The sequence below is a fragment of the Rhodoligotrophos appendicifer genome, from assembly GCF_007474605.1.
GTDB classification, from domain to species: domain Bacteria; phylum Pseudomonadota; class Alphaproteobacteria; order Rhizobiales; family Im1; genus Rhodoligotrophos; species Rhodoligotrophos appendicifer.
Genome location: NZ_VHKL01000001.1, coordinates 592,683 through 604,528, shown reverse-complemented (window position 1 = coordinate 604,528; position 11,846 = coordinate 592,683). Strand labels below are relative to the sequence as shown.

Here is an 11,846-nt window from a genome sequence, read left to right as displayed (position 1 = left end):
ACTACTTCCCAATGCAGAATTCGGCGAAGATCGCCCCCAGGACATCTTCGACATCGATGCGACCCACCACCCGTCCAAGAGACAGGCAGGCTGCGCGAAGATCCTCGCCGATCAGTTCCGGCACCATCCCCTGCTCTGCACGAGCGAGGGCGGCGATGCAAGCCTGCAAGGCATGGCGATGGCGTTCGCGCGTGACCAGGGGCTCTTGAAGCGCTCGGCTCAGGCTGTCGGACACCCAGGCGCCCATGACCTCCAGCAGGCGATCAAGCCCCTCACCCGTCCGCGCGGACACAGGAATCACCGTGTCATCCACGGTATGGCCAAAGAGATCGGCCTTGTTTGCCAATCGGATCACGGGCGAATCGAACGGGGGCAGCGGGGGTAGGGCCACGTCCGGACTTTCGACCCAGAGGGTCAGATCGGCCCGAGCCATACGGTCCCTCGCCCGGCGCATTCCTTCCGCCTCAACCTCGTCCGTCTCGGCGTCCCGGATTCCAGCGGTGTCGATGAGGATGACGGGATAACCGTTGAGATCGAGGTGCACTTCGAGGACATCACGGGTGGTTCCCGGGCGATTGGCGACGATCGCCACATCTCTCTTGGCGATACGGTTCATCAGGCTGGACTTGCCGACGTTGGGCGGTCCGGCAAGCACGATGGTGAAGCCCTCGCGCAAACGCTCTCCCCCACGGCCATCGCCGAGATAGCCGGTGATGTCGCGGGCAAGCTCTCCTGCGCGCCGGCGCACTTCCGCAGCAACCTCGTCCGGCACGCCCTCTTCGTCCACGAAATCGATATGGGCTTCCAGATGACCCAGAAGGCCCAGGGCCCTCGCGCGCCAGCCCTCGAAGACCCGGTCGAGTTCGCCACTGGACTGACGCAGTGCCTGAAGGCGCTGACCCTCGGTCTCTGCCGCGATCAAATCGCTCAGTCCTTCAAGGTCGACGAGGCTCATCCGACCATTGTCCAAGGCGCGGCGGCTGAACTCCCCGGCCTCCGCAGGCCTCAGTCCCGGCTGACTGGTCAGAGTGCGGAGCACCGCTGCGACGACGGCAGGGCCGCCATGGAGGTGAAGCTCAAGCATATCCTCGCCCGAAAAGGTCGAGGGGCCAGGCAGCCAGAGCACGAGTGCCTGGTCGATAACGACACTCGTATCGGGGTTGCGGATTCTGCGCAGCGACGCACGACGCGGGGGCGGGACGTCACCGCAGATCCTTATACAGACGGTCTTGCATTCAGGTCCGGTCAACCGGACAACCGCAATTGCGGCCCGTCCGGCACCGGAAGAGGGGGCAAAGATCGTGTCGACCGTTCGATTCACTGCGCGATCAGGATTCACGTGAAACAAAAGCTCCGGCACCATGTGCGCATTTCGCCGTTACCATCGGGTGTTCCGACGAAGCCCAGGAAAGTCCAATGTCATCCAACCTCCTCGCCCGGGAAACCAGTCCCTATCTCCTCCAGCACAAGGACAACCCGGTGCATTGGATGCCCTGGGGGCCTGACGCCTTGGCGCTTGCCCAGTCGCTGGACCGGCCGATCCTGCTCTCCGTGGGCTATGCCGCCTGCCACTGGTGCCATGTCATGGCCCATGAGAGCTTCGAAAACCCAGAAATCGCGGCACTCATGAACGAGCGGTTCGTCAATATCAAGGTCGATCGCGAGGAACGGCCCGACATCGACAAGATCTATATGGATGCCCTGCACCGACTTGGCGAGCAGGGCGGATGGCCCCTCACCATGTTCCTGACTCCGCAGGGGGAGCCATTCTGGGGCGGCACCTATTTTCCACCGGAGTCGGGCTATGGCCGGCCGGGCTTCCCTCATGTCTTGACCGAGATCTCGCGGATCTACCACACCGAGCCCGACAAGGTTCGCCATAACAGCGAGGCGCTCGCAGCAGCCCTCCGCGCGCCGCCACGGTCACAGCCGGCACCCCTGTCGCTGGATCTGCTCGATCAGGCGGCGAGCCAGATCGTCGACATCACCGATCCCATCCAGGGAGGCTTGCGCGGCGCCCCGAAGTTTCCACAAGTGCCGCTGTTCAGCCTGCTGTGGCGCGCCTATCTGCGCAGGGGGGAGGACAGGTTCCGCGACAGCGTCGTCACCACCCTCACCCATATGGGCCAAGGCGGGATCTATGATCATCTGGCAGGCGGCTTCTCCCGCTACTCCGTCGATGCGGCCTGGCTGGTCCCGCATTTCGAAAAGATGCTCTACGACAATGCCCAGATCCTCGACCTCATGATCCTGGTATGGCAGGACACCGGCAATGACCTGTTCCGGACCCGAATCGAGGAGACCGTGACGTGGCTGCTCTCAGAGATGATCGCACCCTCCGGCGGGTTCGCCGCCAGCCTTGATGCGGATTCCGAAGGCGTCGAAGGCAAGTTCTATGTCTGGTCGCGCGCAGAGATCGAAGCCATTCTGCCGCCTGAGATGAGCGCGCTCTTCTGTTCCGTCTATGATGTCACGGAACGGGGGAATTGGGATGGACATACCATCCTCAATCGCCTGAATCACCCGGCCCTCCTTGATGACGCACGGGAGTCGCAACTGAGGGACGCCCGATCCGTGCTCCTCAAAGCCCGGGAGGGCCGTATTCGGCCCGGTTGGGACGACAAGGTTCTAGCGGATTGGAATGGTCTCATGATCGCAACTCTGGCGGAAGCCGGGGCGGCTTTCGAAAACCCATCCTGGATCCAGGCAGCTCGCGACGCGTTCGACGTCATCCTGACGCAGATGAGGATCGAGGGCAGACTCCGTCATTCCTTACGGGAGGGCCATGCCCGCCATACCGCGATCGCCGATGATTACGCGAACCTCATCAAGGCAGCACTCTCGCTCTACGAGGCGACGGGCGAGGACCGGTTCATCGCTGATGCCGAAGACCTGATTGAGCCCTTCAACACATATTATTGGGATGTCCGAGACGGCGGATATTTCTACACGGCCAGCGATGCGGAGGCGCTCATCACGCGACAGAAGCTCTCCCTCGACGATGCCACACCCAATGCAAACGCCACGATGGTCGGCAATCTGGCCCGTCTTGCTCTAGCGACCGGCCATACCGAGCATACCCGGCGTGCCGAGGCCATTCTCGCCACCTTCAGCGGTGACGCCGTGGGCAACATCTTCTCCCATGCCGGGATGCTGAACGGCTTCGAAGACCTCGTGGCGCTCACCCAGGTCATCATCGTCGCCTCTGACTTTGATGAGGCGAGCTCCCTGCGACGCGCGGTGTTGGCGCAGTCGATCCCCAGCCGTATGATCCTCACGCTGAAGACGACGAGCCAGCTCGGTCGGGACCACCCCGCCGCGGGTAAGACCATGGTGGATGGTCGCCCTACCCTGTATCTCTGCAGGGGTACGACCTGTTCGCTCCCGGTCACCGAAACGGAGGAGGTTGCAGCGTTGATCAAGCGCCCTCACAGCTGAGCGAGAGGGCTATGACGTCCTGCATCTCGAAATAACCTGCCGGCCAGCCCACCGGGGATCGGGTTCATAAACACCCAATTCCCGGGGCAGCCGAGGCCGTCTAGTTGTTCATCATGGAGAACAGATCGGCATTGCTCTTGGTCTGCTTGATCTTGTCGAGCAGGAACTCGATGGCATCCACGGTGCCCATCTGCGACAGGATCCGGCGCAAGACGTACATCCTCTTGAGTTCGTCGGGACGAACCAGAAGCTCTTCCTTCCGGGTCCCGGAACGGACGATATCGATGGCCGGGAACACGCGCTTGTCGGCAACCTTGCGGTCCAGGATGAGCTCCGAATTGCCAGTGCCCTTGAATTCCTCGAAGATCACCTCGTCCATGCGGCTGCCGGTATCGATGAGTGCGGTCGCGATGATGGTGAGCGATCCCCCCTCTTCGATATTGCGCGCGGCGCCGAAGAAGCGCTTGGGGCGCTGGAGAGCATTGGCGTCGACACCGCCGGTCAGCACCTTGCCCGATGACGGCACTACCGTGTTGTAGGCTCGGCCCAGCCGGGTGATGGAATCCAGCAGGATGACGACATCACGGCGGTGCTCGACCAGGCGCTTGGCCTTCTCGATGACCATTTCCGCCACCTGGACGTGCCGCGAGGCGGGTTCGTCGAAGGTGGAGCTGACGACCTCGCCTTTGACCGAGCGCTTCATGTCCGTGACTTCCTCCGGCCGCTCGTCGATGAGCAGCACGATCAGGTAGGCCTCGGGATGGTTCGTCGTGATGGAATGGGCGATGTTCTGCAGCAGAACGGTCTTACCGGTGCGGGGCGGAGCGACGATGAGACCGCGCTGGCCTTTGCCGAGAGGAGCGACCAGTCCGATGACCCGCGAGCTCATGTCCCTCACGGTGGGATCGCCGATCTCCATCTCCAGCCGCTCATCGGGATAGAGAGGCGTCAGATTGTCGAAATGGATCTTGTGCCGGGTCTGGTCGGGATCTTCGAAATTGATCGTGTTGACCTTCAGCAGCGCGAAATAGCGCTCGCCATCCTTCGGACTTCTGATCTGGCCTTCGACGGTGTCTCCGGTGCGCAGGTTGAACCGGCGGATCTGGCTGGGACTGACATAGATGTCGTCAGGTCCGGGAAGGTAGTTGGCATCGGGGGATCTCAGAAACCCAAAGCCGTCCTGGAGAACTTCGACGACGCCTTCGCCGATGATTTCCACATCGCGCGTCGCCAGGCTCTTGAGGATCGCGAACATCAGTTCCTGCTTGCGCAGGGCACTGGCATTCTCGATCTCGAGCTCTTCGGCGAGCGTCAATAATTCTGCCGGCGGCTTCATCTTCAATTCGTGAAGCTTGGTTTCTTTGAGTCCAGAGAGGTCGGTCATGGTGCACCGGTAACAAAAGAGAGAGTGGGGATCGTCCGAGGAACTGCGGAAAGGTGAAAAACGCGCTGTTTGCGCCCTTTTACAGAACTCGGCGAATGGAAGGAGAGACGCTGAGTGGGTACCGAAATTACGTACCGTCACCGCTTCATGGGCAAGTGATTTGCCTTACGGTTTTGCGCAATGTAGCAAATTGCAAACTGAATTTAAATAGGTTTCACGCGTCGGCCCCTTAAAATGGCTTAACAACCACCAGGATGACCACGATAACGAGGATCACGGCGGGCACCTCGTTGATAATCCTGAAGAAACGCGCGGAGCGACGATTTCCGTCGGCGGCGAAAGTCTTGACCTGCCCGCCCAGAAAACCATGGACGCCGCTCATGATGATGACGAGCGTCAGCTTCATGTGAAACCAACCATCGGACCAGATGCCGGGACTGAGGGTATAGGCGAGGGAGAGGCCGAAAAGCCAGGTCCCGATGAACGACGGACCCATGATGCCCCGGTAGAGGCGCCGCTCCATGATCTTGAAGGTCTCGCTCTGATCGCTGCCGGCAACCGCGCCGCAGTGATAGACGAAGAGCCGGGGGAGGTAGAGCAGGCCGGCCATCCAGCTGACCATGAAGATGATGTGGAAGGCCTTGAGCCAGGGATACCATTCTGCCACGGATCAGCTCCGGTCGCCCCGCCGCACCCGATCGACGAATTGCGCCACATGCTGGATCGGGGTCTCCGGCACGATGCCATGGCCGAGATTGACGATGTGCCGGTCCTGCGGCAAGGCACCCACCAGATCATCCACGGCTTCGTCGAGGGCGGCTCCTCCGGCGACGAGGGTGAGGGGGTCGATGTTCCCCTGAACGGCGCAATGGCGGGATAGATCCTTCATGGTGTCCAGGGCCACGGCGGAATCGACGCCGACCGCATCGACATTCGTCGCCTTCGCGAAGGAGAGTGCCGCACTGCCAACGCCCTTGGGAAAGCCGATGATCCTGGCATCGGGAACGGCTGCGCGAATGCCGTCAACCATGCGCTGGATCGGCTGAATGGACCATCGCTCAAACTGCCGGGCGGGAAGGTCTCCGGCCCAACTGTCGAAGATCTGCACAGCTTCGGCACCGGCCTTCAGCTGGGCAACGAGATAGTCGATCGAGGCCTCCGTCACGATGTCCATGAGGTGAGCAAACCAGTCTTCCCCGCGGATCGCGGCCAGCCTGGCCTTCTGCCGGTTCGACCCGCGGCCCTCGATCATGTAGCTCGCGACCGTCCACGGTGCGCCACAGAAGCCAATGAGGGTCACGTGGTCGGCCTTGGCGGCGGCCACGCGCTCCACAGTCTCATAGACCGGAGACAGCCGGCTCGCTGCTCCGTCTGACTTCAAAGCCGCGACACCAGCAGCATCGGTCACCGTCGACAGAACGGGGCCTTCACCCTCGGCAAAGGTCAAGTCGACGCCGAGAGCCTGAGGTATGAGGAGAATATCCGCAAACAGGATGGCTGCATCGAGATCGAAACGCTGCAAAGGCTGCAGCGTCACCTCGGCGGCCAAGGGCGGATTATAGCAGAGATTGAGAAAGGAGCCGGCCTGCTCTCTCAACGCCCGATATTCGGGAAGATAGCGGCCGGCTTGCCGCATCATCCAAATGGGGCGACGACGGGCAGGAGTGCTGCTCAGAACCGCGAGCAACGCTTTCGAGGAGGGCGCCTGGGGCGTCGCGGGAGAGATGGACATGAAGGGCTTTTACCAAATCTTAAAGAATCTTCTAATAGGATTGTTCTTGATAGTGGACGGTGGGAATCGGTGCTTCAAGACGTGGTTGGAGTTGCCCACAGGCTCCCGCATTTATCCCTGTTCACCTTCTCGCATTCCACTTGTTTCCGGTACGGTCAAAAAAGGACCGGAACCGTGCGGATGCGTTCGATGGGTCGTCCGCATGCTTAATATTTTATTAACAGGTCGTGCACGGACTGACCAAGCTTTTGCAGATTATCCACGATTCGAGTCCAGGAGCGCTGCTCTGCGTCCGGATTGTTAATTAAAATCTGGACAGGGACGACAAGATTGCCAATGTCTAGCAGCCGGCCGGGGTTATCCACATAGTGTCCTGCGGTCTCCAGTGCCCGGTGTGGATAATCAATTGAAGACCTATTTCCATCTGCATCTCATCTCGGATTCGACCGGAGAAACCTTAAACACCGTGGCCCGGGCTGCGGTTGCACATTATGATGAATTTCGCCCGATCGAGCATACCTACGCTCTCGTGCGCACCGCAAAACAGCTGAACCGGGTGCTGCAGGACATCGAGGATACGCCGGGCATCGTGCTGTTCACTCTGGTGGATGCTGAGCTGCGCACAGCCCTCGAAAGCCATTGCCGGCGCCTCGAACTGCCCTACATCTCGATCCTTGATCCGGTGGTGGCGGCTCTCGCATCTTATCTCAATGCAGAATCCCATCCGCGCATCGGCGGCCAGCACACGCTCGATGCCGAGTATTTCAAGCGGATCGAGGCGCTGAACTACACCATGGCCCATGATGACGGGCAGCAAAGCCACGATCTGGCCGGAGCCGATGTCATCCTGCTCGGGGTCAGCCGGACGTCGAAGACGCCGACCAGCATCTATCTTGCCAATCGCGGGATCAAAGCTGCGAATGTTCCCATCGTTCCCGGCGCCCCGCTGCCCTCGGATATGGACAAGCTGGGCCGGCCTCTGGTCGTCGCACTGGTGGCAACGGCAGAGCGGATCGCGCAGATCCGGCGCAACCGGCTCCTGTCTCTGAACGACACGGGCAATACCCGCTATGTCGACCGGGAGGCCATCGCCGAGGAACTCGTCTTTACGAGGAAGCTCTGCGCGCGCCATAACTGGCCCATCATCGACGTGACCCGCCGATCGATCGAGGAGACCGCGGCCGCAGTCATGAATCTGTATTCTCAACGCCAACATGCGAGGGCCCGTCCATGACGCTCAGCCGCAGCCAGGTCGTCCTTGCCTCTGCCAGTCCGGCCCGCCGTCGTCTGCTCGAGGCTGCCGGATTAAAGGTGGTCGTCACTCCCCATACGGTGGACGAGGGCACGGTCAAGGAAGCCGTGGGTGACAGCGACCCGGCTGATCTCGCCATGATCCTCGCCCATGCGAAAGCCCTTTCGGTTTCGGAGGCGAATCCATCGGCTCTGGTTGTCGGGGCCGACCAGGTTCTTTCCCTGGATGGACGGATCTTCAATAAACCAGCCTCGCGCGAAGAGGCGAGGGAGCAACTCCTCGACCTTCGTGGGCAACGGCATACGCTGATCAGCGCGGTGGCCTGCGCGACAGGCGGCGCCGTGGTCTGGAGCCAGGATTCCGAAGCGCAACTCACAATGCGCGCCTTCAGCACGGATTTTCTTGGTGCCTATCTGGCCGCCCTCGATGACAAGGTCATGGAGAGCGCCGGTGGCTATCAGCTGGAGGGCTTCGGGGCCCAATTGTTCGAGCATATCGAGGGCGATTACTTCACCATTCTCGGGCTGCCTCTCCTTCCCCTCCTCGGATTTCTGCGGTCAGAGCACATCCTGTTGACATGAACGAGCCTGCTCAAGTCTGCGTCATCGGATGGCCCATCCACCATTCGCGCTCGCCGCTCATCCACAATTACTGGCTCCGGCAGTACGGCATCGATGCCCGTTACGAGAAGCGGGCCGTCGCGCCGGAGGACCTGCCCGAATTCCTGGCGCGCTTCGCCGAGCAAGGGCTCATCGGCGCCAATGTCACGATCCCGCACAAGGAGACCGTGTTTCGCAGCGTCACGGTCGAAGACAGGTTCAGCAACAGCCTCCAGGCGGTGAACACGCTCTATCTCCAGGATGGGCGGCTGATGGGCACGAATACCGATGGCTATGGCTTCCTGGCGAACCTGAAGCAGGCGGTTCCGGATCTGTCCCTACACGGGGCGAATGTCGCCATACTCGGTGCTGGCGGTGCAGCGCGTGCCGTCGTCGGAGCCCTCCTGGAGGAGGGGGTCAAATCCATTGCGCTGGCGAATCGATCGATGCAGCGGGCCGAGGATGTTGCATCGCAGTTCGGCACTACTGTCAGAGTAGTGCCTTGGGACAGCCGAGAGGACATGCTGGATGGCTGTGATCTGCTGGTGAATACGACATCCCTCGGCATGACGGGCAAGGACCCGCTCGCGTTCAGCTTCGAGGGTGCCACCGAGGCCCTGGTTGTCTGTGATATCGTCTATGTGCCGCTCATGACGCCCCTGCTTACCGAGGCCGCCACACGCGGCTTGCGCATCGTGGATGGGTTGGGAATGCTCCTCCACCAGGCTGTTCCCGCCTTCGAGCGCTGGTTCGGCGTGCGGCCACAGGTGACGCCGGCGCTGCGGGCGCTCGTGATTGCTGATCTGCAGGGGTAGAGCATGAAGGTCGTTGCTCTCACCGGTTCGATCGCCATGGGAAAATCGGCAACGGCCGATATGTTCCGACGGCTCGACGTGCCCGTCTTCGATGCCGATTCCTGCGTCCACGCGCTCTATGCGAGGGGGGGACGCGCCGTGGAGCCTGTGGGGGCGCTGTTTCCCACGGTCATCCGGGATGGGGCGGTGGACCGTGACAGCCTCGGAAAGCTCGTGCTGGGGGACAGCGCCCGGCTCAAGGCCCTCGAGGCGATCGTGCATCCCTTGGTGCGCGAGGAGCAGCTTCTCTTTCTTGAACGAGCCAAGGCAGAGGGCGAACCCCTGGTGGTGCTCGACATCCCCCTGTTTTACGAGACCCGGCGGGGCGACAGCGTCGATGCGGTCGTGGTGGTCAGCGCACCCAGCGATATCCAACGGAAACGGGCATTATCGCGACCTGGAATGACCGAAGAGAAGCTCGACTCGATCCTGAGCCGTCAAGTGCCGGATCAGGAGAAGCGGACGCGGGCCGACTTCATTGTGGACAGCTCCAGGGGATTGGAGGATGCCTTTGAACAGGTGCGCCGAATCGTACAGACTCTGAGATCCACCGACGGCACAGAGCAGTCCCGATGAAGTATATCGTCCTCGATACCGAAACGACCGGCTTGTCCCACGAAATGGGCGACCGGCTGATCGAGATCGGCGGCATCGAGATGATCAACCACATCCCAACCGGCCGGATCTTTCATAAATATCTCAATCCCGACCGGGACATTCACCCTGATGCGATCGCCGTCCACGGCATCACCCTGGACTTCCTGCAGGACAAGCCGAGATTTGCGGAGATCGCCGAGGAATTCCTGGCTTTCATCGAGGGGGCCGCGCTGGTCATCCACAATGCAGCCTTCGATGCAGGTTTTCTGAATTCAGAGCTGAAGCGGCTGTCGATGCCGCTCATCGTCGAAGACCAGCTGATCGACACGCTCGTCATCGCCCGCCAACGCCATCCCATGAGCCAGAACAGCCTGGATGCCCTGTGCCGGCGCTACAATGTGGACAATACCAAGCGGACGAAGCATGGCGCGTTGCTGGATGCGGAACTGCTCGCCGACGTCTATGTCGAGCTCATCGGTGCGCGCCAGCCAAACCTCACTTTGGTCACCGTGGCCCAGGCGGCGGCCTATGACAGAGGCAGCCGCGGCATGTCTCTGCCGGTTCGGCCGAGGCCGTTGACGCCGCGGCTTACGGCGGAGGAGGAACAGGCCCACCTTGCTTTCGTCGGTACCTTGGGAGCCGAGGCGGTTTGGCTGGATTACGTCCGCCTCGGAGAGTGATGCAGGATCAGGCCTGCTGAAAATTGCCCTCGGCGGGGCGCATCTGCTCAGAGCGCTGCTGATACATGGCGGCGAAATCGATGGGATCGAGCATGAGGGGCGGGAAACCGCCATTGCGCGTGGCGTCGGAGAGGATCTGACGGGCAAAGGGGAAGAGCATGCGGGGGCATTCGATCAGGACCACCGGATGCAGCATCTCCTGGGGGATGTTCTCCAGCCGGAACACGCCCGCATACAGCATCTCCGCCTGGAACACGATCGCATCGGCGCCGGATGCCTTCACTTCGATATGAATCTCGACCTCGTAATCCGTCGGTGTGAGGTTCTTCGCGTTCACATTCACCGAGATGTCGATTTTCGGCTGCGTCGCCTGGCCGCTCAGGGATTGCGGCGCATTGGGATTCTCAAAGGACAGATCCTTCAGATACTGAGCCAGAACCCGCATCGAAGGCTTTTGGCCCTGGGCAGCGTTCGGATTCGGCGCGCCGGGAATGCCGTTTCCAGCGCCGTTCCGATTGAAGTTCGTGTTGTCGTCGGCCATTGCGGGACGGTCCATATCCTGAGGGTATTTCTGGCTCAGCGAGCCGCTCGGCTCGTGGGCTAACACGGTTCAATGGCGCTCGCAAGGCGAAGCGGAGGCTCGCCCTCTATCTCCGCCACGGCGATTGATCACTGCCCGTCGCCCCCGGGATCCTGGAATTCGGGGGATCGTCGTCTGCTGGCGTGAGATCTTCGATGACCTCACCTTCGATGACCGGGCCGGTACTCGGACCGGCTCTGAAGCCCTCGCGGCCCTGACCGAAGGGTGGCCCGCCGGAGACATGAACTGAAAAGCGTTTCGAGCGTCTGATCCGCTCCAGGATCGTTCGGCCGAGTGCCAGCCGGACCGGCGGGATGAGCAGCGCAAAGGCCACGGCATCCGTGATGAAGCCGGGTATGAGAAGCAGGAATCCCGCGATTGCCAAAAAAGCGCCATGAATCGCCGGGGCGACCGGTATGCCATTTTGTCCCAGGGAACGCTGCGTCTCCATGAGGATCGACACACCCTGCCAGCGGATGATCAAAAGTCCGGCAACCGCGGAGAGAATGATCAAGCCAATGGTCGCAAAAGCGCCGATCTCCTCGCCCACCAGGATGAAGACGGCAATTTCCAGTAGCGGCAGCGCGAGTGCCGCGAGTAAAAGAAAGAGGGGCACGGAACCTTACCTTGCAACCATTGCCGCTATTTTACACAAAGAATTGGGCCTTCGACGCGGCAAAATGTTAGTGATAGACCACCGGAGCCGTTGGACGGTCTCCAAGATGTCTTA

Annotated in this window: 12 protein-coding genes; 6 read left to right on the top strand and 6 right to left on the bottom strand. The window is 61.2% G+C overall.

The genetic code is table 11. The features are described 5' to 3' along the window. Position 1 precedes the first annotated feature (1 nt). The gene (mnmE, locus tag FKM97_RS02840) at positions 2 to 1,339 is read right to left on the bottom strand and encodes a tRNA uridine-5-carboxymethylaminomethyl(34) synthesis GTPase MnmE (protein ID WP_246104902.1); all 1,338 of its coding nucleotides are present in this window, start codon (positions 1,337 to 1,339) and stop codon (positions 2 to 4) included. A gap of 77 nt (positions 1,340 to 1,416) precedes the next feature. On the opposite strand from mnmE, the gene FKM97_RS02835 reads away from it, so the two are divergent. Next, complete coding sequence (locus tag FKM97_RS02835) at positions 1,417 to 3,438, top strand: thioredoxin domain-containing protein (protein WP_143957602.1); 2,022 nt, start codon at positions 1,417 to 1,419, stop codon at positions 3,436 to 3,438. A 100-nt stretch (positions 3,439 to 3,538) separates the two neighbouring features. Here the strand turns inward: FKM97_RS02835 and rho are convergent, their stop codons facing one another. The 3 genes from rho to hemE form a co-directional block, all read right to left on the bottom strand. Then, a complete protein-coding gene (gene rho / locus FKM97_RS02830; RefSeq protein ID WP_143957601.1) occupies positions 3,539 to 4,822 on the bottom strand; it encodes a transcription termination factor Rho in 1,284 nt (427 codons plus the stop codon). Positions 4,823 to 5,051: 229 nt separating this feature from the next. Beyond that, positions 5,052 to 5,489: a protoporphyrinogen oxidase HemJ gene (hemJ, locus tag FKM97_RS02825; protein WP_143957600.1), complete on the bottom strand. Its 438-nt coding sequence runs from the start codon at positions 5,487 to 5,489 to the stop codon at positions 5,052 to 5,054. A 3-nt stretch (positions 5,490 to 5,492) separates the two neighbouring features. Continuing rightward, positions 5,493 to 6,554, bottom strand: coding sequence for a uroporphyrinogen decarboxylase (gene hemE / locus FKM97_RS02820; protein WP_143957599.1), 1,062 nt, complete (start codon positions 6,552 to 6,554; stop codon positions 5,493 to 5,495). A gap of 406 nt (positions 6,555 to 6,960) precedes the next feature. On the opposite strand from hemE, the gene FKM97_RS02815 reads away from it, so the two are divergent. Genes FKM97_RS02815 through dnaQ form a run of 5 tightly spaced genes read left to right on the top strand, consistent with a single transcriptional unit; the run spans position 6,961 to position 10,536 of the window. After that, entirely contained in the window at positions 6,961 to 7,788 is an 828-nt protein-coding gene (locus tag FKM97_RS02815) for a pyruvate, water dikinase regulatory protein (protein WP_246104901.1), read from the top strand. Continuing rightward, positions 7,785 to 8,387 (top strand): Maf family protein, encoded by a 603-nt coding sequence (locus tag FKM97_RS02810; RefSeq protein ID WP_143957597.1) that lies wholly within the window; start codon positions 7,785 to 7,787, stop codon positions 8,385 to 8,387. Before FKM97_RS02815 ends, FKM97_RS02810 begins: the two co-directional genes overlap by 4 nt. Then, on the top strand, positions 8,384 to 9,220 hold the full coding sequence (locus FKM97_RS02805) for a shikimate dehydrogenase (RefSeq protein WP_143957596.1): 837 nt from the start codon (positions 8,384 to 8,386) through the stop codon (positions 9,218 to 9,220). Before FKM97_RS02810 ends, FKM97_RS02805 begins: the two co-directional genes overlap by 4 nt. 3 nt (positions 9,221 to 9,223) lie before the next feature. Next, entirely contained in the window at positions 9,224 to 9,835 is a 612-nt protein-coding gene (gene coaE / locus FKM97_RS02800) for a dephospho-CoA kinase (protein ID WP_143957595.1), read from the top strand. After that, entirely contained in the window at positions 9,832 to 10,536 is a 705-nt protein-coding gene (gene dnaQ / locus FKM97_RS02795) for a DNA polymerase III subunit epsilon (protein WP_143957594.1), read from the top strand. The genes coaE and dnaQ overlap by 4 nt, the downstream gene beginning before the upstream one ends. Positions 10,537 to 10,543: 7 nt before the next feature. Here the strand turns inward: dnaQ and secB are convergent, their stop codons facing one another. Beyond that, on the bottom strand, positions 10,544 to 11,077 hold the full coding sequence (gene secB / locus FKM97_RS02790; RefSeq protein ID WP_143957593.1) for a protein-export chaperone SecB: 534 nt from the start codon (positions 11,075 to 11,077) through the stop codon (positions 10,544 to 10,546). Positions 11,078 to 11,183: 106 nt separating this feature from the next. Beyond that, positions 11,184 to 11,732: an FxsA family protein gene (locus tag FKM97_RS02785; RefSeq protein WP_143957592.1), complete on the bottom strand. Its 549-nt coding sequence runs from the start codon at positions 11,730 to 11,732 to the stop codon at positions 11,184 to 11,186. Between the last annotated feature and the right edge of the window lie 114 nt (positions 11,733 to 11,846).

Bases quoted from the DNA above. Each gene is read 5' to 3' on its own strand.
- FKM97_RS02805 (WP_143957596.1), top strand. From the start codon at position 8,384: ATGAACGAGCCTGCTCAAGTCTGCGTCATCGGATGGCCCATCCACCAT.
- rho (WP_143957601.1), bottom strand. From the start codon at position 4,822: ATGACCGACCTCTCTGGACTCAAAGAAACCAAGCTTCACGAATTGAAG.
- FKM97_RS02835 (WP_143957602.1), top strand. From the start codon at position 1,417: ATGTCATCCAACCTCCTCGCCCGGGAAACCAGTCCCTATCTCCTCCAG.
- dnaQ (WP_143957594.1), top strand. From the start codon at position 9,832: ATGAAGTATATCGTCCTCGATACCGAAACGACCGGCTTGTCCCACGAA.
- hemE (WP_143957599.1), bottom strand. From the start codon at position 6,554: ATGTCCATCTCTCCCGCGACGCCCCAGGCGCCCTCCTCGAAAGCGTTG.
- FKM97_RS02810 (WP_143957597.1), top strand. From the start codon at position 7,785: ATGACGCTCAGCCGCAGCCAGGTCGTCCTTGCCTCTGCCAGTCCGGCC.
- coaE (WP_143957595.1), top strand. From the start codon at position 9,224: ATGAAGGTCGTTGCTCTCACCGGTTCGATCGCCATGGGAAAATCGGCA.
- secB (WP_143957593.1), bottom strand. From the start codon at position 11,077: ATGGCCGACGACAACACGAACTTCAATCGGAACGGCGCTGGAAACGGC.